At 66.6% G+C, this 25236-nt stretch carries 22 protein-coding genes; 10 read left to right on the top strand and 12 right to left on the bottom strand.

Annotated elements, in window-relative coordinates; genetic code table 11:
• Nucleotides 1-63: 63 nt before the first annotated feature.
• Nucleotides 64-831, bottom strand: coding sequence for a coniferyl-alcohol dehydrogenase (locus QKY98_RS14910; RefSeq protein ID WP_284671155.1), 768 nt, complete (start codon nucleotides 829-831; stop codon nucleotides 64-66).
• A gap of 199 nt (nucleotides 832-1030) precedes the next feature.
• Nucleotides 1031-2503 (bottom strand): benzaldehyde dehydrogenase, encoded by a 1473-nt coding sequence (locus QKY98_RS14905; RefSeq protein ID WP_284671154.1) that lies wholly within the window; start codon nucleotides 2501-2503, stop codon nucleotides 1031-1033.
• Nucleotides 2504-2730: 227 nt separating this feature from the next.
• On the opposite strand from QKY98_RS14905, the gene QKY98_RS14900 reads away from it, so the two are divergent.
• Both QKY98_RS14900 and QKY98_RS14895 read left to right on the top strand, forming a co-directional pair.
• Nucleotides 2731-4458 (top strand): sigma-54-dependent Fis family transcriptional regulator, encoded by a 1728-nt coding sequence (locus QKY98_RS14900; RefSeq protein WP_284671153.1) that lies wholly within the window; start codon nucleotides 2731-2733, stop codon nucleotides 4456-4458.
• Between the two features lie 54 nt (nucleotides 4459-4512).
• The gene (locus QKY98_RS14895; protein ID WP_027602773.1) at nucleotides 4513-4977 is read left to right on the top strand and encodes a MarR family winged helix-turn-helix transcriptional regulator; all 465 of its coding nucleotides are present in this window, start codon (nucleotides 4513-4515) and stop codon (nucleotides 4975-4977) included.
• Between the two features lie 271 nt (nucleotides 4978-5248).
• On the opposite strand, the gene QKY98_RS14890 is transcribed toward QKY98_RS14895, so the two are convergent.
• The 3 genes from QKY98_RS14890 to QKY98_RS14880 form a co-directional block, all read right to left on the bottom strand.
• A complete protein-coding gene (locus QKY98_RS14890) occupies nucleotides 5249-6181 on the bottom strand; it encodes an amidohydrolase family protein (protein ID WP_284671152.1) in 933 nt (310 codons plus the stop codon).
• A 51-nt stretch (nucleotides 6182-6232) separates the two neighbouring features.
• Nucleotides 6233-7567 (bottom strand): MFS transporter, encoded by a 1335-nt coding sequence (locus QKY98_RS14885; protein ID WP_284671151.1) that lies wholly within the window; start codon nucleotides 7565-7567, stop codon nucleotides 6233-6235.
• A gap of 80 nt (nucleotides 7568-7647) precedes the next feature.
• Complete coding sequence (locus tag QKY98_RS14880) at nucleotides 7648-8625, bottom strand: hydroxyacid dehydrogenase (protein ID WP_027596823.1); 978 nt, start codon at nucleotides 8623-8625, stop codon at nucleotides 7648-7650.
• A 215-nt stretch (nucleotides 8626-8840) separates the two neighbouring features.
• Between QKY98_RS14880 and QKY98_RS14875 the strand changes: the two genes are divergently transcribed.
• Nucleotides 8841-9515: an RraA family protein gene (locus QKY98_RS14875; protein ID WP_074584700.1), complete on the top strand. Its 675-nt coding sequence runs from the start codon at nucleotides 8841-8843 to the stop codon at nucleotides 9513-9515.
• A gap of 381 nt (nucleotides 9516-9896) precedes the next feature.
• Here the strand turns inward: QKY98_RS14875 and QKY98_RS14870 are convergent, their stop codons facing one another.
• Complete coding sequence (locus QKY98_RS14870; protein ID WP_284671150.1) at nucleotides 9897-11252, bottom strand: MFS transporter; 1356 nt, start codon at nucleotides 11250-11252, stop codon at nucleotides 9897-9899.
• Between the two features lie 53 nt (nucleotides 11253-11305).
• A complete protein-coding gene (locus tag QKY98_RS14865; protein WP_284671149.1) occupies nucleotides 11306-12226 on the bottom strand; it encodes an SMP-30/gluconolactonase/LRE family protein in 921 nt (306 codons plus the stop codon).
• 217 nt (nucleotides 12227-12443) lie between these two features.
• Between QKY98_RS14865 and QKY98_RS14860 the strand changes: the two genes are divergently transcribed.
• Genes QKY98_RS14860 through QKY98_RS14845 form a run of 4 tightly spaced genes read left to right on the top strand, consistent with a single transcriptional unit; the run spans nucleotide 12444 to nucleotide 16294 of the window.
• A complete protein-coding gene (locus tag QKY98_RS14860; protein WP_027596826.1) occupies nucleotides 12444-13487 on the top strand; it encodes an ABC transporter substrate-binding protein in 1044 nt (347 codons plus the stop codon).
• Nucleotide 13488: 1 nt separating this feature from the next.
• Nucleotides 13489-14313 carry an ABC transporter ATP-binding protein gene (locus QKY98_RS14855; protein ID WP_284671148.1) on the top strand — a complete coding sequence of 275 codons (825 nt, stop codon included), beginning with the start codon at nucleotides 13489-13491 and terminating at the stop codon, nucleotides 14311-14313.
• A complete protein-coding gene (locus QKY98_RS14850) occupies nucleotides 14306-15184 on the top strand; it encodes an ABC transporter permease (protein WP_284671147.1) in 879 nt (292 codons plus the stop codon). Before QKY98_RS14855 ends, QKY98_RS14850 begins: the two co-directional genes overlap by 8 nt.
• Nucleotides 15185-15226: 42 nt before the next feature.
• Nucleotides 15227-16294 (top strand): amidohydrolase family protein, encoded by a 1068-nt coding sequence (locus QKY98_RS14845; RefSeq protein ID WP_077173192.1) that lies wholly within the window; start codon nucleotides 15227-15229, stop codon nucleotides 16292-16294.
• Here QKY98_RS14845 and QKY98_RS14840 read toward each other — a convergent pair.
• On the bottom strand, nucleotides 16278-17480 hold the full coding sequence (locus QKY98_RS14840; protein WP_284671146.1) for an alpha-hydroxy acid oxidase: 1203 nt from the start codon (nucleotides 17478-17480) through the stop codon (nucleotides 16278-16280). The genes QKY98_RS14845 and QKY98_RS14840 overlap by 17 nt on opposite strands.
• Before the next feature lie 120 nt (nucleotides 17481-17600).
• Between QKY98_RS14840 and QKY98_RS14835 the strand changes: the two genes are divergently transcribed.
• The gene (locus QKY98_RS14835; protein ID WP_284671145.1) at nucleotides 17601-18467 is read left to right on the top strand and encodes a LysR family transcriptional regulator; all 867 of its coding nucleotides are present in this window, start codon (nucleotides 17601-17603) and stop codon (nucleotides 18465-18467) included.
• Between the two features lie 44 nt (nucleotides 18468-18511).
• Here the strand turns inward: QKY98_RS14835 and QKY98_RS14830 are convergent, their stop codons facing one another.
• From QKY98_RS14830 to QKY98_RS14820, 3 genes are read right to left on the bottom strand one after another with little or no spacing between them, the layout of a single operon-like run.
• Nucleotides 18512-20020: a tripartite tricarboxylate transporter permease gene (locus QKY98_RS14830; protein WP_027596832.1), complete on the bottom strand. Its 1509-nt coding sequence runs from the start codon at nucleotides 20018-20020 to the stop codon at nucleotides 18512-18514.
• Nucleotides 20020-20481 (bottom strand): tripartite tricarboxylate transporter TctB family protein, encoded by a 462-nt coding sequence (locus tag QKY98_RS14825; RefSeq protein ID WP_027596833.1) that lies wholly within the window; start codon nucleotides 20479-20481, stop codon nucleotides 20020-20022. The genes QKY98_RS14830 and QKY98_RS14825 overlap by 1 nt, the downstream gene beginning before the upstream one ends.
• On the bottom strand, nucleotides 20469-21422 hold the full coding sequence (locus QKY98_RS14820; RefSeq protein ID WP_051399074.1) for a tripartite tricarboxylate transporter substrate binding protein: 954 nt from the start codon (nucleotides 21420-21422) through the stop codon (nucleotides 20469-20471). Before QKY98_RS14820 ends, QKY98_RS14825 begins: the two co-directional genes overlap by 13 nt.
• Nucleotides 21423-21857: 435 nt before the next feature.
• Between QKY98_RS14820 and QKY98_RS14815 the strand changes: the two genes are divergently transcribed.
• Both QKY98_RS14815 and QKY98_RS14810 read left to right on the top strand, forming a co-directional pair.
• Nucleotides 21858-22076 (top strand): hypothetical protein, encoded by a 219-nt coding sequence (locus tag QKY98_RS14815; protein ID WP_284671144.1) that lies wholly within the window; start codon nucleotides 21858-21860, stop codon nucleotides 22074-22076.
• A 96-nt stretch (nucleotides 22077-22172) separates the two neighbouring features.
• On the top strand, nucleotides 22173-22907 hold the full coding sequence (locus QKY98_RS14810; protein ID WP_037007228.1) for an IclR family transcriptional regulator: 735 nt from the start codon (nucleotides 22173-22175) through the stop codon (nucleotides 22905-22907).
• 447 nt (nucleotides 22908-23354) lie between these two features.
• Here the strand turns inward: QKY98_RS14810 and QKY98_RS14805 are convergent, their stop codons facing one another.
• Nucleotides 23355-25223: a feruloyl-CoA synthase gene (locus tag QKY98_RS14805; protein WP_284671143.1), complete on the bottom strand. Its 1869-nt coding sequence runs from the start codon at nucleotides 25221-25223 to the stop codon at nucleotides 23355-23357.
• Nucleotides 25224-25236 lie beyond the last annotated feature (13 nt).

Genomic DNA, 25236 nt, shown 5'->3' with positions numbered 1-25236 from the left:
TCCTGAAGTTGTTCTTGTTGTGGGAAAACGCGATCGCCGCACCGGCCGGCGCGGCGATCCGGGTCAGACGTAACTGGCGGCGAGACCGCCATCCACCGGCAGGTTGGCGCCGTTGATCCAGCGCGAGGCATCGCTGCAGAGAAAGGCGATCACCGCGGCCACCTCGTCGGCCAGCGCCGGGCGCAGCATGCGCTGGCTGTCGCGGGCGACGCGCTCTTCGCCGAGCATGCTGACGAAGTCGCCGAGGATGGGGGTGAATACCGGCCCGGGCGCCACGCAATTCAGGCGCACGCCGAATTCGCGCAGCCAGGTCTGGGACTGCACGAAGCTCCAGACGATGAGCGCTTCCTTGAAGTACTGGTAGCAGGTGGCCTGGTCCACCGGATGACACTCCAGCCAGGCCTGGGCCGGGGCGAAGTCGGCGATCTGCGCCAGCTCGCGGTGCTGTTCCAGGCGCTCTGGCCATTCGGCGCCGAGGATGGAGGCGACATTGACGATGGCGCCGCCCGGCCCCAGCCGCGCGACCAGTTGCTGGCTGAGCAAGCGCAGGCCGAGGTAGTTGACGCGCGCCACCGTCTCCCGGGGCGCCGTGCCCGGTACCCCGGCGATGTTGCACAGGCCGTGCAGGCGCGCCGGCAGGCGACTGACCAGGGCGGCGATGCTGTCGGGGTCGCCCAGGTCGGCCTGGTGGAAGTCGTCCAGGCTGAACTGGGGCTGGTTGCGGTCGACGCCGATCACATAGGCGCCCTGGAAGCGCGCCAGCCGCGCCAGCTCGGCGCCGATGCCGGAGGCCACGCCGGTGACGACCAGGGTCTTGCCATTCAGGGTCATGGGATTTTCCTCTTGTTGTTATTGGTTGGGTAACACGGGCTTGGAGCCTGCTCAAAGGCTCGCGAGCTAGAGCCAAACAAGGCGAACACAGCTGAGGAAGCGGAATTTACGAGTGGTAAATGAGCATTCCGATCGGACTGGCGACCCAGGTCGTGTTCAACGCGGTTTGGCCGACGCGCAGCAGCCTTTGAGCAGGCCCTCAGAAGGGATAGCGTGGCGGCTCGTTATGCTCGGTCACCCATTGCCACTGGCTGTAGTCGTCCCAGTTGCACAGGCCACCGACGCTGCCGCCGTTGCCGGACTGGCCACGGCCGCCGAAGGGGTTGACCACCTCGTCGTTCACCGTCTGGTCGTTGAGGTGCAGCATTCCGCACTCCAGCCGTTCGCCCAGGGCCCGGGCGCGGGCCAGGGAGCCGGAGAGCACGCCGGCCGCCAGGCCGTAGGGGGTGCGATTGGCCAGGTCGACGGCCTCGGCCTCGCTGGCGAAGGTCACCACGCTGGCCACCGGTCCGAAGATCTCTTCGTCGAAGGCGCGCATGCCGGGACGGACGCCGCTCAGTATGGTCGGGGCATAGAACAGCCCTTCGTGCCGACCGCCCTGCTCCAGCCGGGCGCCGGCCGCGAGGCTGTCGGCGACGATGCCCTGCACCCGCTGCAGTTGCCGGGCATTGATCAGCGGACCCAGCTGGGTAGAGGGTTCCAGCGGGTCGCCCAGACGCAGGGCGGCGGCGCGGGCGGCCAGGCGTTCGGTAAAGGCGGCGGCGAGGCGCTGGTGCACCAGGATCAGCCCGGTGGCCATGCAGATCTGGCCCTGGTGCAGGAAGCTGCCCCAGGCGGCGCAGCCGACGGCGCGGTCGAGATCGGCGTCGTCGAGCACGATCAGCGGATTCTTGCCGCCCAATTCCAGGGCCACCTTCTTCAGGTGGCGCCCGGCGCTTTCCGCCACCTGGCGTCCGGCCTGGGTCGAGCCGGTGAAGGCGATCATCCGCACCTGGGGATGGGCGCAGAGCGCCGCGCCGGCCTCGGCACGCCCGGGCAGCACCTGCAGCACGCCCCGAGGCAGACCGATGGCCTCGAACAGCCGGGCGATGAGGATGCCGCCGCTCACCGGCGTCTGGTGATCCGGCTTGAGCACCACGGCATTGCCGCAGGCCAGGGCCGGGGCCACGGCGCGCAGGGAAAGGATCAGCGGAAAGTTGAAGGGCGAGATCACCCCTACCACGCCATGGGGCAGGCGCCGGGCATAGGACAGGGCCCCGCGCTCGCTGGGCAGGACCACGCCATGGGCCTGCAGCAACTGACCGGCGACCTGCTGCAGGATGACCCCGGCTTCACGCAATTCCAGCTCGGCCTTGGGCAGGATGCCACCGGTCTCCCGGGCGATCAGGGGGGCCAGTTCGGCGCGATTCATCTCCAGGTGCGCGGCGGCGGCCAGGAACAGCCCGGCCTTTTGCCGGGCGGTCCAGGCCGCCCAGGCCGGTTGCGCCCGGGCCGCCTTGGCGCAGGCCTGGTCGATGTCGGCGACGCTGGCCAGACCGGTGCAGTGCAGGGGCTGGCCGGTGGCAGGTTCGACGACCTCCAGGGTGCCGCCCTGGGCGGCGATCCAGTCGCCATCGAAGATCCGCTCGCGCCAGGGGGCGCCGTCCAGGAACGGCGTGGATGATCTGCTCATAGCCTTCTCCTTGTTGTTATCGGGCCGCGGTGGGCACAGGCAAGGGAGCAAGGGCTGTGCCCAGACCGGGCTGACAGGAAAAAGCGCCGTTCAATCAGGGACTTGCTGGCTCAGACAGGCAAAGGTCCCGGGGCCAGCCGGCAAACGCCTTGCTCAAAAGATAAAGTTATGAGGTATAACCTTTTCCTCGATTGCGCATTTGCGCAATTCACCCGAGAGGTCGTGCCATGGCCCGTTCCGAACGTCTGTCCCTCAGCGATCTGCAGCAGGCCGCTACCGGCTTCCAGCGTGGCGACAGTGCCGCCTGGGATGGCAGCGCCAGCCCGACCCAGGCGGAACTGGCCGAGTGCCTGTTCTTCTCCCCCGGTGATGGGCGCATCTGGCTCAACGACCAGCGCATGCTGCTGGTACACGCCTCCGCCTTTGGCGCCCTGCGGCGCGAGCTGATCGGCGCCCTGGGGCAGGAACGTGCCCGCGGCCTGCTGACCCGGGTCGGCTATCTTTCCGGGGTGCGCGACGCCGAGCTGGTGCGCAAGCGCTGGCCCCAGGCCGACGCCGCGGCGATCTTTGCCGCCGGTACCCGGCTGCATGGCCTGGAAGGTCTGGTGCGGGTCGAGCCGCTGCATTTCGAATTCGATGTCGACCAGGGGCGCTATGGCGGCGAATTTCTCTGGCATCACTCGGCCGAATGCGACGAGCATCAGATCGCCCACGGTCAGGGCAGCGATCCGGCCTGCTGGATGGAGATCGGCTATGCCATCGGCTACGTCAGCAGCCTGTTCGGCCGCCTGGTGATCTTTCGCGAAGTGGAATGCCGCGCCATGGGGCATGCCGTCTGCCGGGTCGAAGGCCGCAACGCCGAACGCTGGCCCGACGTGGCGGAAGACCTGCGCTATCTCAATGCGGCCGGCGATGGCGCTCCGGCGCTGACGCCGGCGGAACGCCTGCCCGCGCCCCTGCCCCACGCCGCCGACGGCCAGCAGCCGCTGGTGGGGGCTTCAGCGGCCTTCAACAGCGCGTTCCAGGCGCTGCAGCGGGTCGCCCCGACGCCGGCCACGGTGCTGCTCACCGGCGAATCCGGGGTGGGCAAGGAACTGTTCGCCAGCCACCTGCACCGCCTCAGCCGCCGCGCCGACGGCCCCTTCGTCGCCCTCAACTGCGCGGCCATTCCCGAGAATCTCATCGAAGCCGAATTGTTCGGCGTGGAGCGCGGCGCCTTCACCGGCGCCAACCAGTCCCGCGCCGGACGTTTCGAACGGGCCCAGGGCGGCACCCTGTTCCTCGACGAGATCGCCTGCCTGAGCCTGCCCGGTCAGGGCAAGCTGCTGCGCGCGCTCCAGGAGCGCGAGATCGAGCGGGTCGGCGGCAGCCGCACGCTCAGGGTGGAAGTCCGGGTGATCGCCGCCACCAACCTGGACCTGCGCGAGGCGGTACGTCGCGGCGACTTCCGCGAAGACCTCTTCTATCGCCTCAACGTCTATCCCATCGGCATCCCGCCCCTGCGTGACCGGCGCGACGACGTGCCCCTGCTGGTGGACCTGTTCCTGCGGCGCTTCTGCGCCGCCTACGAGCGGCCGCCGGTAGGCCTGACCATGCGCGCCCTCAAGGCCCTGCTGCGCTACGACTTTCCCGGCAACGTGCGGGAATTGCAGAATCTGGTGGAGCGCGGGGTGATCGCCAGCGATCCGGGCGAACTCATCGACCTGCCCCACCTGTTTCGCGGCGAGCCGCTGCCGGCCGAGCTCGTCGACGAGGCGCCGCCTGCCACCGGCTGGCTGGAGCGCCTGGGCGTGGACGGCGAACGCCCGCTGCCGCTGGCGCAGTTGGAAGCCGAGCTGCTCGACGAAGCCCTGGCGCGCAGCCAGGGCAACATGGCCGCCGCGGCGCGCCTGCTCGGCCTGAGCCGCGCCCAGTTCGCCTATCGCCATCGCCGCGCCCGCCAGGATCTGGACTAGAATGACCCCTCGATACCCTCCCCTCGCCATCTCCGACGGAAGCCCTTCCCGCCGATGAGTTCCCCTGACGACGCCACGCCCCTGGACCCTGCCGCCACCCCCTGGCTGGACACCGCCGTAGGCTATGCCCTGCGCCGCGCCCAGATGAAGATGTTCCAGCATCTGGTGGACAGCCTGGCCGCCTATGACCTGCGCCCCGCCCAGTTCACCGCCCTGGTGATCCTCGAACAGGAGCCCGGCCTGATGCAGGCCGACCTGGCCCGGCGTCTGGCCATCGAGCCGCCGCAACTGGTCCTGCTGCTGAACAAGCTGGAACGCCAGGGCCTGGCCGAGCGGGTGCGCGGCACCCAGGATCGCCGCGCCTATGCCCTGCACCTCACCGAGCAGGGCCGCGCCCTGGTCGGCGAACTCAAGGAACGCGCCGCCGCCAGCGACCGCGCCGCCAGCGCCCCGCTGGACGACGCCGAGCGGGCCGAGCTGTTGCGGCTGCTACGCAAGCTCAATGGGGAGTTGGGGTAGTACGCCACGCCTATCCGGGTGTCCTCTGCCTCCCGCCATCACTCAGGTATGCGCCCCCTATCGTTGCCGCTCCTACAAGAGCACTACCCCTATAGGAGCAACTATATTGTCGCTACGGGGATACATCACGTAGCGTGGAAAACGGCGCAGCCTTTTCCACTGGAGACTTGGTGGCAAGGGGGCGCCCTCACCCCAACCCTCTCCCGAGGGGAGAGGGTTCTATCCGAGCAGATGTTCAGTTACATCAGCTCCGGCAACATCACGATGAGCGTCAGAAACCGTACAGACTGACCGGGTTATCGCGCAGGATGGCATTGCGTACCTGCTCATCCGGCGCCCAGTCGGCCAGCAGGTCGAAGATGCGTCCATCGTCCGGCTTGTTGCCGGTCGCGACCGTGGGATGCGGCCAGTCGCTACCCCACAGCAGCCGCTCCGGGTGGCGACGCACCAGCTCCCGGGCCACCGCGCCCACATCGGCGTAGTCCGGCGCACCGCTGCGCGACTTGATATAGGGGCCCGACAGCTTCACCCAGGTACGCTCGCCGTCCAGCAGGCGGGTCACCACGGCGAAGGTCGCCGAATTCACCCCCTCCGGTTGAGGCACATGGCCCATGTGGTCGATCACCAACCGCGCCGGCAGCCGTTGCAGCCGACTCTCCAGCTCTGTCAGCTGATTGCCCGTGGCGACCACCTGGACATTCCAGCCCAGCTCATCGACCCGTGCCGCCAGGGGCTCCAGATCGGCCAGGTCGGCGCCCCCATAGCTGAGGTTGAAACGGATCCCGCGCACCCCGGCCTTGTGCAGCGCCTGCAACTCGGCATCGGTGATGCTCTGGTCGAGGACAGCTACACCGCGGGCCTGGCCCTGGCTGCGCGCCAGGCCGTCGAGCATGCAGCGATTGTCGGTGCCGTAGGTGGACGGGGTGACGATAACCATCCGCTGCAATCCCAGCAGCGCCTGCAGCTGGTGATAGTCGTCCAGGGAGGCATTGGGCGGGAGCAGCTTGGCGCCCGGCGCCGCCGGGTAACGGTCGTCATAGAGGTGCATGTGACAGTCGACACTGCCGGCCGGCGCCTTGAGTCTCGGTGCCGTTTGGATACTGGAGAACGGAGTGGCGGCCTGGACGCCGAGGGCATCGAAAAGGCACAGGGCGGCACTCGCCTGGGCGCTCGCTTTCAGGAAGCGCCGACGATTGAAGGTCATGATGGATTCCTTGAAAGGCTGCCGGCCCGGACGGGCCGGCAGTGATCAGCTTTAACCGGCGTTGGTCGCTACGGCCTGGGCGTCTGCCTTGGCGCGCGCCGCGGCTTTACGACCCATGACCAGCACCAGCAGGCCACTGATGGCGCACAGGGTGGCCAGCGGCAGTACCGCCAGGGCGTGGCTGTGGGTGGCGCCATGGATGGCGCCATAGACGTTGACCATCACCCCGCCGCCGATGAGGTTGGCCAGGGCACCGATGGCGGCCAGACCCGCCGCTGCGGTGGAGGACGACAGCCAGCCCGAGGCCAGTGCCCAGAACGGCCCCTTCATCGAATAGGCCCCGATCAGCACCAGACTCAGCAGGATCACCGTGGCGGCCAGGGACGAGGTGAACATGCCCGCCAGCAGGCCCACGGCGATCAACAGCATGGTGAGCGAGGTGTGCCAGCGACGCTCGCCGGTGCGATCCGAACTGCGGCCCCAGAGGACCATCGCCACCGAGGCCAGGCCATAGGGAATGGCATTGGTGAGGCCGACCTCCAGGTTTGACAGGCCAAAGGACTTGAGCAATTGCGGCGCCCAGACGCTCATGGTGCTACCGGCCGCCGAGGCGCCGGAATAGATCAGCGCCATTACCCAGATATCCTTGTGCTTGAGCAGCTGCCACAGCGAGATATGGCCGATGCTGGTCTTGCGATTGCGCTCCTCGGCCAGCTTGAGCGTCAGCCAGTTGCGCTGCTCGTCGCTCAGCCATTTGGCCTGCTCCGGACGGTCGGTCAGCACGAACAGGCAGGCGATACCCAGCAGCACCGCCGGAATGCCTTCCAGGATGAACAGCCAGTGCCAGCCACGCATGCCCATCCAGCCGTCCAGGCTCAGCAGCAGGCCGGAGAGCGGTGAACCCAGGAAATTGGCGCCCGGGATCGCCACCATGAAGATGGCGACCATGCGCGCTCTATAGTTGGAGGGCAGCCAGTAGGTGAGGTACAGCAGCACGCCAGGGAAAAAGCCGGCTTCCGCGGCGCCCAGCAGAAAGCGCATCACATAGAGCGAGTTGGCGCCCTGGACGAAGGCGGTGCCCGCCGAGATCAGGCCCCAGGTGATCATGATCCGGGCGATCCAGATGCGCGCACCGAAGCGCTGCAGCGCCAGGTTGCTCGGCACCTCCACCAGGAAATAGGAAAAGAAGAACAGGCTGCTGGCGAAACCGAAGATCGCCGGCGTCAGGCCGAGATCCTGGTTCATCTGCAGCGAGGCCATGCCGATGTTGCCACGGTCGATGATGGCGATGAGGTAGCAGACGATCAGGAACGGCAGGAGGCGCCAGGCGACGCGGCGCATCGTCGCGCGTTCCAGTTCACTGATTTCGGACGTGGAAGAGGTCATGCAGGCTCTCCGTCTTATTGTTGTGGAGATAGACGTAGCGAGCGGCTCCGGGAAGGAGACCGCCCGCCCTGACGCGAGGATCAGGCTGCGATCAGGTGACGATTGACCACAGCACGGGTTTCCACCGCCTTGCCGTTCCAGCGATCGAGTACCTGCTGCACCGCCACCAGCCCGACCCGGTCGCGGGCCTCGGTGGTGTTGGCGCCCACGTGCGGCGTGGCGACCAGGTTGGTCAGGCCCCAGAGGGCGCTGTCGGCCGGCGGCGGCTCGGGGTGGAAGGTATCCAGGCCGGCACCGCCGATCTGGCCGTCGCGCAACGCCGCGACCAGCGCCTGGGTGTCGATCAACTCGCCGCGGGCGGTATTGATCAGCAGGCTGCCGGGACGCATCCGGGCGAACTGGGCGGCGCCGAACAGGTGGCGATTGGCCTCGGTGAGCGGGCAATGCAGGCTGATGATGTCGCACTCGGCCAACAGGTTATCGAAGCTCTCCTCCCGGCGCACGTGGTCACGCACCGGCAGGCTCTGAAGGTAGGGATCGTAGACCCGCACCTGCATCCGCAACGGCGCCACCAGGTCCATCAGCACGCTGCCGATGGAACCCAGGCCCACCAGGCCGAGGGTCTTGCCAAACAACTCGGTGCCATTGGCCTGGGCCTTGTCCCAGTGCCCGGCATGCATCCGCGCGTTCAGCCAGGGGGTCTGTCGAGCCACGCTGAACATCAGGGCGAAGGCGTGCTCGGCCACCGACTGGGCATTGGCACCCAGGGCGATGGTGACCGGAATGTTTCGGTCGGCCGCCGCCTGCAGATCGATGGTGTCGTAGCCGACGCCGTGCTTGGCGATGATCTCGAGCTTAGCCGAGGCCTCGATCATCTCGCGGGTCAGCTTGCCCTGGCGGACGATGATGGCGTCGGGCTGCTCCTGGCGGATCAGCGCGACCAGCTCGTCATGGGGCATGTAGGGCTGGGTGGGTACCACGCGGATGCCGTGGGCGGCAGCCAGGGCCATGGCGTCGGGCGCGAGTTCGGGGCCGGTGAGAAGCAGGGTGCGGGTCATGTGGGTTATCCCTTGTTGTTATGACGTCGTCCGTCGAGCGGACAGCCAGATGAGCAGGCCTTGACCTTAGCATAATGGAATAGCGTTGCAATACTGAACGTAACCTGGAATTTAACGCCACTCATCCGACCGTTGAATGTTTAAAAAAGAAATGCCATTCTGAAATTCGACACCCGCTCCAGCGGCATCCAACAAAGCCCACAAGAGAAATGCCCATGACCATCGGATTCAGAGTTCTCAATGCCCAACGCAAGGTCGCAGCCGAATGGGTCGCGCGTTATCGTGAGGTTCCGGTCGCCAATGTCAGCGACTCGATGAACCGCATGACCGCCGGCGGCTCGCGCCTGCGTCCCATGCACCGCCAGGGCGTGCTGGCCGGCCCGGCACTGACCGTGAAGGCGCGCCCGGGTGACAACCTCATGCTGCACTACGCCCTGGACATCGCCGAGCCGGGCGACGTCATCGTGGTGGATGCCGGTGGCGACCTGACCAATGCCCTGATCGGCGAGATGATGGTGGCCTATGCGGTCAAGCGCGGCGTGGCCGGCATCGTCATCAATGGCGCCATCCGCGATGCCGCCAACATCGGCGCGGGTGACTTCCCCCTGTTCGCCGCCGGCATCTCCCACCGCGGCCCCTACAAGGATGGCCCGGGCGAGATCAACGTCCCCATCGCCATCGACGGCATGGTCATCGAGCCGGGCGATCTGATCATCGGCGACGACGACGGCCTGCTCTGCGTGCCCTACGACCAGGTCGCCGAGGTCTATGACCGCGCCACCGCCAAGCACGCGGCGGAAGAAAAGCAGATGCGGCAGATCGCCGAAGGCACCAATGACCGTAGCTGGGTGCTGGAATCGCTCAAGAAGAAGGGTTGCGCCCTCCCCTAGTCCGTATCCCGAATGAAGAAAGGCAGCCTGGTGCTGCCTTTTTTATTGTGCATCGGGTCCATTGGCGCTCGTCGAACTCAACGTGTCCCTTCTGGACGGGCACGACAGGTCGCGCAGTAACCGGGACAGGAGGGTCGCACCTCGACGACTCAAGCCAACCAGCCTCGCGACGTGTCAGGAGCATAGGGCAAGGCGGCCAGCCCCCTTGCTGCGAAGAGACGCGCCATCGAGAGGCGTCAACGCTCGAGGACGCCAGCTGCCGGCATCCCGCCAGCATCTCCTGCCCGGTCCTATCCGGAGCGCTGGCCTCTCGCCCAAGAGCAGCCAGCCACAAAAGCAGAAGGCGGCTCATCGCCGCCCCCTTCCTGGCTCGCCTCTGAATCAGGTGCGACCCGCAGGCTCCAACCCAGTCCCACCAACTGGCTTCACCGGCGCCCGGCGACTCGGGTCGCCCAGCCAGAGCATCATGACGACACCCAGCGCCAGTACCGAGGCCACCACGTAGAAGGGTCCGGAGTAACTCTGGGTCGCATCCTTGACCAGGCCGATGGCGAAGGGCCCGACGAAGCCGCCGAGGTTGCCGATGGAGACGATCAGCGCCAAGCCACCCGCTGCCGCCCGACCGGTCAGGAAGCTGGAGGGAATGGCCCAGAAGGTCGCCTGGAAGGACAGGATGCTGGCCACCGTCACGCTCAGACAACTCATGCGCAACAGCGGATCGGCCGAGAGCGCAGCGCCCACCAGACCGCAGGCGGCCAGCCCCAGCGCGCCGGCCACATAGGGCAGTCGGTGCGCACTCAGGTTGGCCTGCCGCGCCCAGAGGGTCATGGCGACGGCGCCGAGGATATAGGGGATGGTCGCCACCAGTCCCACGGTGGTGTTCTGCATGCCCAGGCTCTTGATGATCTGCGGCATCCAGATCCCGATCCCCACGGAGCCGACGATGCCGCAAAAGTTGATGGCGGCCAGCACGAAGACCTTGGGATTGGTGAGGGCAGCGCGCAGGGTGGAGCCATGGGCCGCGCCTATCTCGCGCTGCTCGCGGGCCAGTCGTTCGGTCAGCCAGGTGCGTTCGCGGATCGACAGCCAGCGCGCCTTGGCCGGCGAATCCACCAGCACGAAAAGACAGAGGATACCCAGCAGCACCGCTGGCAAGGCTTCCACCACCAGCAGGAATTGCCAGTTCTTCAACCCCATGAAGTCATGGATGTCCAGCAGGAAGCCCGACAGCGGCGAGCCGATGATGTTGGCGGTGGGGATGCCCAACAGGAAGGCGGCGGTCGCCTTGGCGCGCCACTTCCCCGGGAACCAGTAGGTGAAGTAGAGGTAGACCCCCGGGGTGAAGCCGGCCTCGGCCACCCCGAGCAGGAAGCGCAGGATGCTGAAGCTGACCGGGCCGGTGGCGAAGGCCGTGGCCATGGAGATGAGGCCCCAGCTGATCATGATCCGGGCAATCCAGATCCGCGCGCCAAAGCGCTGCATGAGCAGGTTGCTGGGAATCTCGAAGATGAAATAACCGAAGAAGAACAGACCCGCTGCCCAGCCGAACATGGTTGCCGTCAGGCCCAGGTCCTTGTTCATGCTGATGGCGGCGAAGCCGACGTTGGTGCGATCCAGATAGCTGATCACATAGCAGGCGAAGATGAACGGCAGGATGCGCCACAGGGCGCGATGCAATACCTGTTCGCCTTCGGCATCGGTCAAGGGCGCCTGGGCGCCCAGCGGGGTCTGACTCATGGATAACCTCTGTTGTAATTATTGTGGTGCTGACAGGGGCGCCGGAGCGCTGTTTACAGATGAGAGAACAGGGGTAGGCCCCGCACGCTGGTCTCCACCCGCAGGATGCTGCCGGTCTCGGATTCGGTGATGAACAGGCTGCGCCCCTCGGGGCCGCCGAAGGCCAGGTTGGTGTTGCTGATCCCGGCACAGGACCGCAACCGCGCCAACGGCTCGGCCACCTGCGACAGCTGCCAGACCGAGCCGAAACCGGTATGGGCGATATAGAGGTTGCTCTCCTCATCCAGCGCCAGGCCGTCCGGACCGCCGAGGCCACCGTGGAGCTGGGCGAAGACCCCGACCTTGCCGATCAGCGAGCCGTTGCCCAGGGGAATACGCCAGATCTGCTGCGCCCGGGTCACCGCGATCAGCAGGTGGTTGAGCCGCGGATCGAAGACGATGCCATTGGGGCTGGGCACCGTGTTCAACAGACAGCTGAGCTGGCCGTCGGCCGCCAGGCGATAGATCCGGCCGCTGGCATCCTGCAGGCCGGTCTGGCCCTGGTCGGTGAAGTAGAGATCCCCGGCCGGCGAGAACACCAGATCGTTGACCCCCTTGAAGCCTTCCGAGCCGGCGCTGCCCAGTAGCGTCTCCACCTCGCCGCGCAGCGGATCGAGCAGCAGGATGCCGCGCTTGTAGTCGGCGATGAAGATGCGCCCGTCACGATGGATCTTCAGGCCATTGGGCCAACCGTCGTACTCGCAGACCAGTTCCCACTCCCCTTGGGGATCGATGCGGAAGATGCGTCCATTGGGGATGTCGGTGACATAGAGATTGCCCTGTCGATCGAAAGAAGGGCCTTCGAGGAAGGAATCGATCGCCCTGCCCTGGCGGTTGGCATCCGCCCAGGCCGTGCGCTTCGGCTGGCGATAGCGATCGGGCAGGCGGGTGAAGACAGAGGTTTGGATAGTCGGCGGCGCAGCGAAAAAGCTCATGACCAGGCACCTGAGAGAGGCTGAAGCCCCTCGGCAAAAAGGGCTATGCAATTTTATTTTTAACGAAATGCCGTTGCAAAAATAAAACACTCAAGGCCAATTGCAAGCAAAAGTTTTCAGCTGACGAAGGCTGCATCCTCAAGGCTGCTTGACAGGCAAGGCTTTTCTAAATACTCATTAAAAGAAATGGCATTTCAAAAATAACAAGGAGAACGCCATGCTGCACCCGTCCGGTCGCTCGTCCCGTCCCGCCCTGCGTCAGCTCGCCCGCGTCCTGGGTCTGGCCGCCAGCCTCACCTTGGCTACCGTCCTCCCCGCTCAGGCCCAGACCGAACAGAGCCAGGTCACCCTGGCCATCCAGTACGGCTACGCCTATCTGCCCGTGACCCTGGCGGACAAGCTGGGCTTCTTTCGCGAGCAGGCCAAGGCCGCCGGACAGCCCGACACCCAGTTCGAGATCAAGCGCATCAGCGGTTCGCCGGCCATCAACGACGCCCTGATCAGCGGCAACATCGACATCGGCGGCTACGGCCTGCCCGGTACCCTGGTGGCCTGGCAGAAGACACAGAAGTCACTCGATATCCGCGCGCTCTGCGCCCTTGTCGCCGGCGACAACGCCCTGTTCGTCAACGACCCTTCGATCAAATCACTCAAGGACTTCAAGGCCGACCAGAAGATCGCCGTGAGCTCTCCCACCGGCCAGCAGGCCCTGCTGCTGCAGATGGCCGCCGAGCGTACCTTCGGCCCGGGCCAGGCACACCGGCTGGACAACCTGATGGTGGCCCTGCCCCATCCCGACGCCACCGCCAGCCTGCTCAACAAGGCCGGTATCACCGGCTACATCGGCCCCAACCCCTACAGCTATCTGCTGGCCAAGGACGCCAAGGTCACCAAGCTCTTCGACTTTTCCAAGGAACTCGACCTGCGCATGACCAGCGGGGTGCTGACCACCACCGGCAAGTTCGTCAAGCGCAACCCGAAACTCAGCGCCGCCGTAGTCGCCGCCATCGGCCAGGCCCAGGACTTCATCAAGGCCGAGCCGCGCAAGGCTGCCGAACTCTTCCTGCAGTCGGAGCCCTCCAGCCTGAGTCTCGATCAGGTGGAAGAGATGCTGCGCGGCGTCAGTGGCGAATGGTCGGTGCAGCCTATCGGCGTCATGACTCTGGCCACCTTCATGGTCGGCAGCGGTGCTCTCAAGGAGGCACCGCAACGCTGGCAGCAGGTCTTCTTCGATCCCGTGGCCACCGGCGAGGGCAACTGACATGAACGCCGTACCGACCTCCGCACCCACCGCCGTACCGGATAGCCCTGCCTGCCTGCTGCAGGTCGACAACGTGACCCTGCAATACAAGACCCGCGAACAGCTGATCACCGCGACGCACCAGGTGTCCTTCGCGGTCCGCGAATACGACCGCTTCATCCTGCTCGGCCCCTCGGGCTGCGGCAAATCCAGCCTGCTCAAGAGCGTCGCGGGCTTTCTCGAACCGGCGGCGGGCCACATCCGCCTCCAGGGCCAGGACGTCCGCGAACCCGGTCCGGATCGCATGATGGTGTTCCAGGAATTCGACCAGTTGATGCCCTGGAAGACCGTACTCGGCAATATCCTCTTCCCGCTCCAGGAAACCCGGCGCTTCCCCGCCGGCGAATTGCGCGACCGCGCTCGGGCCGCCGCGGTCAAGGTGGGCCTGGAGAAGTTCGTCGACGCCTATCCGCACCAACTCTCCGGCGGCATGAAGCAGCGCGTGGCCATCGCCCGCGCCCTGGCCATGGAGCCGGCGATCCTGCTGATGGACGAACCCTTCGCCGCCCTCGACGCCCTCACCCGGCGGCGCATGCAGGAGGAACTGCTCGGGCTCTGGGAGCAGTCGCCCTTCACCCTGATGTTCGTCACCCATTCCATCGAGGAGGCCATCCTGCTCGGCTCGCGCATCCTGGTGCTCAGCCCCCATCCCGGCCAGGTCCGTGCCGAGCTCGATGCCAGCCAGTACGGCTTCCGTCAGCAGGGCGCGGCCGGCTTCACCGCCTTCCACCAGCGCATCAGCCAGATGCTGTTCGGCCCCAACGCCAGCGAGACCGCCCATGACTAAGCCCGCCGTCATCCTGCAACCGCGCCCGGACCTCGAATACACCCCTGTCGCCCCCGGCCAGGTCGGCGACATCGCCCGGCGCCTGGGCCTGGCCGAGCGCCTGTTCGCCCAGGCCGGCGTGCGCCGCACCCTGGTGCTGATCGCCCTGGCGCTGATCTGGGAGATCTATGCCCGCTACCTGGACAACCCGCTGATGTTCCCGACCTTCAGCGACACCGTGGTGGCGCTGTGGACCGATCTGGTCAATGGCGCCCTGCCCCTCGCCGTGCTCAGCTCGCTCAAGGTACTGATGGTGAGCTATGGCCTGGCCATCGCCCTGGCGATGCTGCTCACCACCCTGGCCGTATCCACCCGGGTGGGCACCGATATCCTCGCCACCCTCACCGCCATGTTCAACCCGTTGCCGGCCATCGCCATCCTGCCGCTGGCCATGCTCTGGTTCGGGCTCGGCGTGCAAAGTCTGATGCTGGTCATCGTCCATTCGGTGCTCTGGGCGGTGGCGCTCAACACCTATTCGGGCTTCCTCTCGGTCAGCCAGACCCAGCGCATGGCCGGGCGCAACTATGGGCTGCGCGGCATCCGCCTGGTAGCCAAGGTGCTGATCCCGGCGGCGGTTCCCTCGATCCTCGCCGGCCTGAAGATCGGCTGGGCCTTCGCCTGGCGTACCCTGATCGCCGCCGAACTGGTGTTCGGCGTCTCCGGCAACTCGGGCGGCCTGGGCTGGTACGTCTTCCAGCACCGCAACGCCCTGGAGACCTCCAACGTCTTCGCCGGCCTGCTGATGGTCATCATCATCGGCCTGGTGGTGGAAGGCCTGGTGTTCCGCAGCATCGAGGTGCTCACGGTCCGTCGCTGGGGCATGCAGAATTGAGCCTTCGCTCAGCGTCCAAAGGAAGCTCCTGGAGCCGTCACCATGGCTGAGGCTCCGGCTTCCCCCCACGCCCCGGTCCGCGAGGCCTGGCTGGCCCAGGTCCAGGAACCGATCCTGGAGCCCGAGCTGCCCATCATCGACGCCCATCACCACCTCTGGGACCGACCCGGCCAGCGCTACCTGCTGCCCGAGTACCTGGCGGACACCGGTAGCGGCCATCGCATCCTGGCCTCGGTCTATGTGCAGTGCCGGTCTATGTACAGCGCGGACCGGGCCGCGCCCTTCGACGCTGTGGGGGAAGTGGAATTCGCGGCCGGAATAGCGGCCCAGAGCGCCAGCGGTCTCTATGGCGAGAGCCGGCTCTGCGCCGCCATCGTCGCCGGCGCCGACCTCCGCCAGGGCGAGGGGATCGTCCCGGTTCTGGAAGAAATGCAGGCGCGCAGCGGCGGACGCCTGCGCGGCATCCGCAACGCCACTGCCTGGCATGGCGATCCGCGCCTGGTATCCAATCCGCGACCACCGCCGGCCAAGGTGCTCACGGACGAGCGCTTCCACGAAGGCGTGGCCTGTCTTGCCCGGCATGACCTCTCGCTCGACATCTGGGCGTACCACACCCAGCTCGACGAGGTCCTGGCCCTCGCCCGCAGATTCCCCGACCAGTTGATCGTCCTCGATCATTTCGGCGGCCCGCTCGGCGCCGGACCCTATGCGCACCAACGCCAGGAGGTGTTCCAGACCTGGTCCCTGGCCATCAGGGAACTGGCCAGGTGCAGCAACCTGCGCCTGAAACTGGGTGGCCTGGGCATGAAGGTCGGTGGCTTCGCCTTCGACGAGAGAGCCACGCCGCCCAGCTCAGCGGAGCTGGCGGACCTGTGGCGGCCCTATGTGCTGACCTGCGTGGAAGCCTTTGGCGCCGAGCGCTGCCTGTTCGAAAGCAACTTCCCAGTGGACAAGGGCATGTTTTCCTATGGGGTGCTCTGGAACGCCTTCAAGCGCCTGACCCAGGGCTGGGACAAGGATGACCGGGTAGCGCTGTTCAGCGGCACGGCCGAGGATACCTACCGCCTATCATCAAATAGCAGATCGGCCGTGGTTACCGCACGATCCTGAGGCTGTCGCGACGGACCTCGCCGGGACTCTGGATCCCCAGCAGCGCCATGTTGCGCGACAGTTCGGTGGCCAGGATGCCGATCGCATGCTTGATGCCGGGCTGGCCGCCCACGGCGCCCGCGTAGTTCATCGGCCGGCCGATGAAGACGAACTTCGCCCCCAGCGCGAGCGCCATGAGGATGTCACCGCCGCGGCGGAAGCCGCTGTCGATCATCACCGGATAATCCGAACCGACCGCCTTGACCACCTGCGGCAGGATGGCGAGGGGCGCGACACTGCCATCCAGCTGGCGTCCGCCGTGGTTGGAAACGATGATGCCCTCCACGCCGACCTCCCGGGCGCGCACGGCATCCGCCGGATCGAGGATGCCCTTGACCACCAGGGTGCCCGGCCAGTGGCGGCGGATCAGCGCCAGATGCCGCCAGCTCAAATGATCGCGGGCGCCGAAATCGCGCATCACATTGGCCGACACGATGGGCGCGCCACGGCCGACGCCGGAATTCTCGAAGTGCGGCATGCCCCGCCGGACCAGGGTGCGCAAGGCGGTACCCAGCAGCCAGCGCGGGTGGGTGATGCCCTCCCAGGCCAGGTGCAGATCCGGCTTCAACGGCGTGGAAAAGCGTGCGCGAATCAGATTCTCCCGATTGGCCGACACCGGTACGTCGGCGGTGACCACCAGCGTCTTGAAACCGGCGCGCTGCACCCGCTCGAGGAGAGCGAGGATCTTGGCGTCTTCGCCCGGCATATAGGCCTGGAACCAGGCGTCCGGATTTTCCTGCACCACCGCCTCCATCGGCAGCAGGGAGGAGCCGCTCATGATCGCCGGGATATTGGCCTCCCTGGCCGCCCGGGTCTGGATGAGGTCACCCTCGAAGGCGGTGAGGGCACTGATGCCCATGGGCGCGATGCCGAAGGGCGCGCTGTAGCGCTGCCCCAGGAGCGTCGTTTCGAGGCTGCGCGCCGAGGTATCGGTGAAGACGCGCGGGACCCAGGCATAGCGATCGAATCCCGAGCGGTTCCCGTGCAGCGACTTTTCCTCTTCCGCGCCACCGCTGACGTAGGCGAACAGCGGCGTGGGCAGGTGGCGGCGAGCGGCCACCTCGAAGTCATCGAGGGACAGAATCGCCTGCAGGCGTCGGGGTATCCGGTAGCCGCCGCTGCCCTTGGGCAGGGTGTGGGACGCCAAGGGATAGTCTTGCAGTCTGCTCGTCTGGTTCATGCCGCTGGCCTGGTCGTTTTGGCCATCTTAGGCGCCCGACCCGCCAAGAAAAGTTATTCTTCGTCGATCCAAAGACGAGAAAAACTCATGAAGATCGAAGCCTTCCTGACCTTGCAGGCGGCAGTGGAGCGCGGCTCCTTCGCCGCCGCCGCGGAGGCGGTGAGCCTGACCCCCAGCGCTGTCAGCCTGCAGATCAAGCAGCTCGAGGCCTACTTCGGCCAGTCACTGTTCGATCGCTCGGGTCGGGCGGTGCAAGCCACGGGGTTCGCCCGGCAATTGATCGACACCATGGCCCGGCCGTTGGCCGATCTCGAGAAGTTGCGCAATCAGCGCGCCCAGCCGCTGACCGGTCGCGTCCGTCTCGGGGTGACGGGTTCGGTCCTGACCACCCTGCTCCCCAAGGCGGTCGCCGAACTGCAGCAACGCGCTCCCGGCATCACCCTGCAACTGGAGCGGCACAATACGCCCGAATTGATCGCCGCCCTGAAAGCGGATCGCCTGGATGCCGCCATCCTGATCAGACCACCAGGCGGCGGCTCGGCCCGGCTGCATTGGCATGACCTGCTCCGCGAGCCGCTGGTACTGGTGGTGCCAGCGCAGCTCGCGCCCCTGGAGCCAGAGGCGTATCTGCGGCGCTATCCCTGGATCAGGCTGGATCGCAAGCTGGTGGTCGGTCGCCTGGCGGCGCGCTTCGTCGATGGCCTGGTGCCCCAGTGCGAGGCCCTGCTCGATGTCCCCAGCGCCGACGCCATCGTCGCCATGGTCGGCCTGGGTCTGGGCGTCTCGGTGCTGCCGCGACTGCGCCCGGAACACCTGGGGCCCTATGAGATAAGGGAGGTCTCCCTCGGCACCGCCGCGCCCACTCGCCAACTCGCCATGGCGCGCCGCAAGCAGGACTCCGAAAGCGCCTTGCTCCACACCATCGCCCAGGCCTTCGACGTCGCCTGTCGCTAGCACGCCGAGGGGGCGGCGAGCTCAGCCCGTCGCCCCCTCCCCGCTCAGGCCTCTTCCTCCTGGAAGGCCTCTTCCCGCTTCCGGCGAAACGCCGGCAACACCATCATCACCAGCAGGATGGCCGAGGCGGCGAACAGGGTGGCGCTGATCGGCCGCTGGACGAGCACGGACGGATCCCCCTGGGAAATCAGCAGGGCGCGTCTCAGGTTGGTCTCCAGCAAGGGGCCGAGGACGAAACCCAGCAGCAGCGGACCCGGCTCGCACTTGGCCTTGCGGAACAGATAGCCCAGCAGCCCGAAGATGATCACCAGGGCGACATCGAAGCCGCGGTTGTTGACGCTGTAGACCCCGACGCAGCAGAACAGCAGGATGGCCGGGAACAGCAGCCGATACGGCACCTGCAGCAGCCGCACCCAGACGCCGATGAGCGGCAGGTTGATGACCAGCAGCATCAGGTTGCCGATCCACATGCTGGCGATCAGACCCCAGAACAGCGCCGGCTGGTTGGTGATCACCGAGGGCCCCGGGGTGATGCCGTGGATCATCATGGCGCCGAGCATCATGGCCATGATCGAATTGGACGGAATGCCCAGGGTCAGCAGCGGAATGAAGGACGACTGGGCGCCGGCGTTGTTGGCCGACTCCGGCGCGGCGACGCCTTCCACCATCCCGGTGCCGAATTGCTCCGGCGTCTTGGAGACCTTCTTTTCCAGCGAATAGGCACTGAAGGCGCTCAGGGTCGCACCGCCGCCGGGCAGGACGCCGAGGAAGGTACCCAACGCCGTGCCCCTCAGGGTAGCCGGCCAGGCCCTGCGGAAGTCCTCGCGGGTGGGCCACAGCCGGGTGATCTTGCCGGCCAGGGTGCCGCGGGCTTCGCGGGATTCGAGGTTGACGGCGATCTCGGCGATGCCGAACAGGCCCACGGCGATCACCACGAAGTCGATGCCGTCGTAGAGATCGGTGGAACCGAAGGTCAGGCGCGTGGTGCCGCTGCTGACATCCATGCCCACCATGCCGAGCAGCAGTCCCAGGCAGACCATGCCGACCGCCTTGATCACCGATCCGCTGGCCAGGATGGTCGCCGCCAGCAGACCGAAGACGGTGAGCGCCACGTATTCCGCCGGCCCGAAGGACAGGGCGAAGCGCGACAGCACCGGGCCGGCCACCGCCAGGGCCACGGTGGCGACGGTCCCGGCGAAGAAGGACGCCAGGGCGGCGGTGGCAAGCGCTGCTCCCGCCCGCCCCCGCTTGGCCATGGCATGGCCGTCCAGCGCCGTGACCACCGCCGAGGCCTCGCCCGGCAGATTGACCAGGATCGCCGTGGTCGAGCCGCCGTATTGCGCACCGTAGAAGATGCCGGCGAGCATGATCAGGGCGGCCAGCGGTGGCAGGAAGTAGGTGATCGGCAGCAGGATCGCCACGGTGGCCGTGGGCCCGATGCCTGGCAGCACGCCGATCAGGGTTCCGAGCAGGGCGCCGATCAGGCAGAACGCCAGGTTGGTCGGGCTCATGGCTTCGGAGAAGCCCAGGTAGAGCGCGTCGAAGATCTCCATCAGAAAGGCCCCACACGCATTTGGACATCCAGTCCATAGATGAAGACCAGCACGCCGAACAGGGTCAGCACCACGCTGGAGATCAGCACCTCGCGCAGCCGCCACTCGCGGTCGGCCATGCTGCCGAAGATCACCAGCCCGGCCGCCGCGACGATGAAGCCGGCATACTCGGCCGCCAGGGCGAAGCCGCCCACGGAAGCCAACAGGATCAACAAAGGCCTGAGCTGTACGGCGCCGATGGACTCCGCGTGCTGCCACAGACCCAGCAGACCGATGACGACGCCGAGGATGATCACCAGCGAGCCGACCAATACCGGTAGATAGCCCGGCCCCATCATGGCCGCGCTGCCGAACGGCAGATCCTTCGACGACCAGAGCACCAGCGCCCCCAGGCCGATGAAGATGGCACTGGCGAGCAAGTCGGGGCGGCTACCGCGCGCCGCGCGTGTCACTGCACCCATGGCGAGACGCTCCACAGCTTCTGGTAACCCGCGAGCTGCGCCGGCATCTGGGCGGCCCAGTCCTCGCCGGACAGATAGGCCAGCGGCAGCGACAGGTCCCCGGCCTGCTTGACGAAGGCCGGATCCTCGATGACCTCTTTCACCGCCTGCGCCATCCGCTGCTCGATGGCCTCGGGCACCCCGGACGGGGCGGCGATGCCCCGTTCGGAGGTCATGACCAGGTCGACGCCCTGCTCCCTGGCAGTGGGTAGATTGGGCTGCTGCGGCATGCGCTCGGCGGAGAATTGCGCCAGCACGCGGAAGTCGTCGTCCGCGTTCATCTCGCTGATGTTCTGCCCGGCCGCGCTGATATGGCCGCCCATCAGGGCGGTGCGGGATTCGGAAGCGCCGCTGAAGGGCACGTGGGTGAGCTTGATGTCGGTCAGCTGCTGCAGCTCCACCATCATTAGGTGGTCATCCGTCCCGACGCCGGAGGTGCCGACCGAGAACTTGCCGGGTGCGGCCTTGGCGGCCGCGGTGAAATCGGCCAGGGTCTTGTAGGAGGAATCCTTGGGGACCGCCAGCACGGTGGGGTCGTCGACGATGCGTGCCACCGGGCGAATCTTCGCCGGGTCGTAGCCGACCTTGCGCTGGACCCGGGTACTGAGGAAGCCGGGGGTATTGATGAAGGCGAAGGTGTAGCCATCGGGTTTCGCCTTGCTCAGCATGGTGTAGGCGATCTCGCCCGCCGCGCCGGGGCGGTTGACGATGACGATCTTCGCGCCCAGGCGCTTCTCCAGATAGGGCTGCATCGCACGCGCCATGACATCGGTGCTGCCACCGGGGGCATAGGCGACCAGGAATTCGATCGGCCGGTCTTCCGGCCAGGCGGCCTGCGCACTGAAGGAGCTGAGGGACAGCGCCAGGAAAGAGGCAAGCACAGCACTCGCGGTCTTGGTCATGGATAGCTCTCTATTGTTTTTGTTGGAATGGACGTGGCCAGGCGTCACGCGCGGCAGCGGCGTCCAGGGCGACGCTGCCGGCGTTGGCTGATCACGGGATAGCGTTTCCGGCCGCAAGGAAGATCGCTCGGCCGGCGCCTGCAGAAGCAAGATAATGGAATGCCATTTCGTAAACGAGACAGGGCATTGGCTATGCCGCCGAAAATTCGTAACCAAAAAAGTCCTATCAAGCCTTTTACGGCTTAACGGTCAGCGTGAGCCAGGCTCCTGAAACCGTCAAAAAATACACTTTGAAATGACATTTCTTTTTTAAAGGATCGCTCATGAATTCCCACAGCTTCACTCGACAGCCCGGAACGCCCTTCCCACTTCAAAAAGGAATACAGGACCCATGATGAGGGCCGCCGCCTGGTCATTCGTTGCCTGGAAACGAGGGTGCAATACCTCTTCGGCATTCCCGGGGGAGAGAGCCTGGACTACTCCGAGAACGACCGGCTCCTGCGTCAGGAGATCCAGGAACGCAGCGCGGCGATCTGCGCGGCGGCGCAAGCAAAGCAATGCCCTGACGGCATGATCGGGGCATTGGTGGACGCTCACCTCGGGGCGGGTGGGCCATTGCCATTGAAATGTCTAGCTATCAATAAAGGCGGATAGCAGCGCCTGGACAGCTGACCGGTGTGAGTGACTCACTAGGCGCACACCGGGCGCTCGCGGATAATGGGGCGATAGCTGCCCTTTAGGAACACTCGCTTGAACACCAACCGTCCTCGCCCAGGCGTTTCCGGCGTTGCCTCTGCTGATCGCGTCTTGACCGTTCTCACCGCCTTTCGCATCGGCGATGCCGCCCTGAGTCTCGCCGAACTGGCCAATCGCACCGGCCTGATCAAGAGCACCATCATGCGCCTGGTGGTGTCCCTGGAAAAATACGGTCTGGTGACCCGGCTCGCCGATGGCAACTACATCCTGGCCAGCGAGGTCGTGCGCCTCAATGCCGTCTACCAGGATTCTCACGATGTCGGCCGCCACATCATGCCGCGGCTGCATCAGCTCACCGAAGAGAGCGGCGAAACCGCCTCCTTCTATGTACGACACGGCGCCTACCGACTCTGTCAGTACCGGGTGAATTCCCCGCATCGCCTGCGTCTGCACCTCCAACCCGGCGACATGCGTCCCATGGACCAGGCGGCCGGTGCCCAGGCCCTGCAGACGCCCTACGCGGTGGCCAAGGCGGGGATCATCCCCTTCTATTCCTGCGGTGCCACCGATCCGCACGCCTCTTCCGTCGCCCTGCCCATTTATGACGCCCAGGAAGAGCTGCTGGGTGCTCTGGTGATCTCGGGGCCGGCCAATCGCCTCAGCCTGGAACGCGCCCAGACCCTGTACGAGGTCCTGCGCGAAGCCGCGGATGAACTCACCCGCAGCCTGGGCGGCAAGCCCCTGTACGGCACGGATCAGGCGAAGCGCAAGCCGCGCAAGGATGAGTGATCGGACATAAGGGCCGGCGGCCCCTGGCGCCAGTCTCCGCCGCCCTCGCGTAACGCCCCTCTCCCACGGAAGAGGCTGGGATGAGGGATGTCGTCAGCCCCCCCTTGTAGGGCTTCGCTACGCTCAACCGCAACCTACGAAAGTCGCGCAGTGGCACTGAACGCTCCTTCTCCCTCTGGGAGAGGGCTGGGGTGAGGGATGTCGTCAGCCACTCACCCCCTTGTGGGGCTTCGCTACGCTCAACCGCAACCTACGAAAATCGCGCAGTGGCACTGAACGCTCCTTCTCCCTCTGGGAGAGGGCTGGGGTGAGGGATGTCGTCAGCCACTCACCCCCTTGTGGGGCTTCGCTACGCTCAACCGCAACCTACGAAAATCGCGCAGTGGCACTGAACGCCCCCTCTCCCTCTGGGAGAGGGCTGGGGTGAGGGCGACCCCAGCCGCCGAATTACGCCCTGATCAACAGCGGCGCCGTTCCCCGGTAGCAAGCGTCCAGCCGCTCGGCGCGATGGGTCAGGACGCTGCGCTGGTTGAGCGAGCCCTTGTCGGTGATCTCGCCGCGGTCGGCGGATGGTGGCTCTTCCTGCAGGGCGACCCATTCCAGGCGGCTGGCGTTGCCCGAGGCCTCGCGATTGAGGCGCCCCAGCCAGGCGGCGAACCAGTCCTGCACGGGGGCGCTGGCCAGCACCGTGACGGCATCGACCCCATCGTCCAGCCCGGCCAGTTGCCGGCAGTCCGCCAGGCGCGGAAAGACCAGCAGCCCCAGGCACTCGCGATCCGGCGCCGCCACCACCACGTCCTGCACCAGCGGCGTCCCCTCCAGCACCGCGCGATTGCGCAGGGGACCGACGCTGACGAAGACCCCGGACGAGAGCTTGAAGTCCTCGGCGATGCGGCCGTCGAACATCAGGCCCAGTTGCGGATTGGCCGGATCGACCAGCTTGAGCGCATCGCCCGAGCAGTAGAAGCCTTCCTCGTCGAAGCAGGCGGTGGTCTGGGCGGCATCGCGCCAGTAGCCGGGCATGATGTGCGGACCGCGGAAGCGCCCTTCCAGCTTGCCGTCCACCGGTACCAGCTTGAGTTCGCAGCCCGGCGCCGGCACCCCGACATAGCCGGCCACCGACAGCGGGCCGGTGGTGAAGGTGCAACTGGGCGAGGCCTCGGTCATGCCCAGGCCGGCCATCATGCGGATGCGTTCGCCGCAGTGGGCCTCGGCGATGCGATCCAGGCGATCCCAGACGCTTTGCGACAGCCCCGCCGCGGCAAAGAAGAACAGTCGCATGCGGGCGAAGAAGCGCTCGCGCAACTTGGCGTCGCGCTCCAGCGCATTGGCCAGCTCCTCCCAGCCGCGCGGCACCGTGAGGTAGGCGGTGGGCGATACCTCCTGCAGGTTGCGCAGGGTTTCGCCGAAGCCCTGGGGCGTCGGCTTGCCCTCGTCCAGGTAGAAGGTGCCACCGTTGTAGAGCACGATCCCCAGGTTGTGGCTGCCGCCGAAGGTGTGGTTCCAGGGCAGCCAGTCCACCAGCACCGGCGGCTCTTCGCCGAACACCGGAAAGGTCTGCAACAGCATCTGCTGGTTGGCGCAGAGCATGCGCTGGGTGGTGGTCACCGCCTTGGGCAGCTTGGTGGAACCTGAGGTGAAGAGAAACTTGGCGATGCTGTCCGGCCCGGTGGCGGCGAAGGCGCGCTCGGCGGCGGCCAGTTCGCCGCGGGCGAGCAGCGCCGCGAAGGCCAGGGTGCTGCGACCCTGCACCTGGCCGCGGGTCGCGATCACCGGTACGTCGGCGGGCAGTACGGCATCCAGCGCCTTCTGGAAGGCCGGGCCGTCGCTGACGAACACCAGCCCCGGCTGCAGCAGACCGCAGACATGGCGCAGCTTGGCGTGGTCCTGGGACAGCAGCGCATAGCCGGGTGACACCGGGCAGAAGGGAATGCCGGCATAGAGCGCCGCCATGGCCAGTTGCAGGTGCTCGGGGTCGTTGCCGGAGAGAATCGCCAGCGGACGCTCGGCGCAGAGGCCGAACTCCAGCAGCGCGGCGGCCAGCTGGCGCACTCGCTGCAGCATCTCGCCATAGGAAAATTCGCGCCAGGCGCCGCCGGCGTCCCGCGCGGCGAAGAAGGTGCGGTCCGGTGCCACCGCGGCCCAGTGCAGCAGGCGTTCCAGCAGCCGCGGCGGCGGTGGGGTCAGGGCTTCCTGGGAGGCCATGTAGAGCAGCCCCCCGCGCTCTTCCACCGTGACCCCGGGGTGGCCCAGGGTCACCGGGCGATAGCGCAGCGGCTGATCGGCGGGCGCGCGGGTTTGCGTGACGTGACTCACCTTGAATTCTCCT

The sequence above is a fragment of the Pseudomonas sp. HR1 genome (assembly GCF_030175875.1).
GTDB lineage: Bacteria > Pseudomonadota > Gammaproteobacteria > Pseudomonadales > Pseudomonadaceae > Chryseomonas > Chryseomonas oryzihabitans.
Note: the sequence above shows the minus strand (reverse complement) of the source record. Positions and strands in the feature narration are given on the sequence as shown.

Excerpts from the sequence above, each read along its gene's own strand:
- QKY98_RS14910 (WP_284671155.1), bottom strand. The coding sequence starts at position 831 with ATGACCCTGAATGGCAAGACCCTGGTCGTCACCGGCGTGGCCTCCGGC.
- QKY98_RS14905 (WP_284671154.1), bottom strand. The coding sequence starts at position 2,503 with ATGAGCAGATCATCCACGCCGTTCCTGGACGGCGCCCCCTGGCGCGAG.
- QKY98_RS14900 (WP_284671153.1), top strand. The coding sequence starts at position 2,731 with ATGGCCCGTTCCGAACGTCTGTCCCTCAGCGATCTGCAGCAGGCCGCT.
- QKY98_RS14895 (WP_027602773.1), top strand. The coding sequence starts at position 4,513 with ATGAGTTCCCCTGACGACGCCACGCCCCTGGACCCTGCCGCCACCCCC.
- QKY98_RS14890 (WP_284671152.1), bottom strand. The coding sequence starts at position 6,181 with ATGACCTTCAATCGTCGGCGCTTCCTGAAAGCGAGCGCCCAGGCGAGT.
- QKY98_RS14885 (WP_284671151.1), bottom strand. The coding sequence starts at position 7,567 with ATGACCTCTTCCACGTCCGAAATCAGTGAACTGGAACGCGCGACGATG.
- QKY98_RS14880 (WP_027596823.1), bottom strand. The coding sequence starts at position 8,625 with ATGACCCGCACCCTGCTTCTCACCGGCCCCGAACTCGCGCCCGACGCC.
- QKY98_RS14875 (WP_074584700.1), top strand. The coding sequence starts at position 8,841 with ATGACCATCGGATTCAGAGTTCTCAATGCCCAACGCAAGGTCGCAGCC.
- QKY98_RS14870 (WP_284671150.1), bottom strand. The coding sequence starts at position 11,252 with ATGAGTCAGACCCCGCTGGGCGCCCAGGCGCCCTTGACCGATGCCGAA.
- QKY98_RS14865 (WP_284671149.1), bottom strand. The coding sequence starts at position 12,226 with ATGAGCTTTTTCGCTGCGCCGCCGACTATCCAAACCTCTGTCTTCACC.
- QKY98_RS14860 (WP_027596826.1), top strand. The coding sequence starts at position 12,444 with ATGCTGCACCCGTCCGGTCGCTCGTCCCGTCCCGCCCTGCGTCAGCTC.
- QKY98_RS14855 (WP_284671148.1), top strand. The coding sequence starts at position 13,489 with ATGAACGCCGTACCGACCTCCGCACCCACCGCCGTACCGGATAGCCCT.
- QKY98_RS14850 (WP_284671147.1), top strand. The coding sequence starts at position 14,306 with ATGACTAAGCCCGCCGTCATCCTGCAACCGCGCCCGGACCTCGAATAC.
- QKY98_RS14845 (WP_077173192.1), top strand. The coding sequence starts at position 15,227 with ATGGCTGAGGCTCCGGCTTCCCCCCACGCCCCGGTCCGCGAGGCCTGG.
- QKY98_RS14835 (WP_284671145.1), top strand. The coding sequence starts at position 17,601 with ATGAAGATCGAAGCCTTCCTGACCTTGCAGGCGGCAGTGGAGCGCGGC.
- QKY98_RS14830 (WP_027596832.1), bottom strand. The coding sequence starts at position 20,020 with ATGGAGATCTTCGACGCGCTCTACCTGGGCTTCTCCGAAGCCATGAGC.
- QKY98_RS14825 (WP_027596833.1), bottom strand. The coding sequence starts at position 20,481 with ATGGGTGCAGTGACACGCGCGGCGCGCGGTAGCCGCCCCGACTTGCTC.
- QKY98_RS14820 (WP_051399074.1), bottom strand. The coding sequence starts at position 21,422 with ATGACCAAGACCGCGAGTGCTGTGCTTGCCTCTTTCCTGGCGCTGTCC.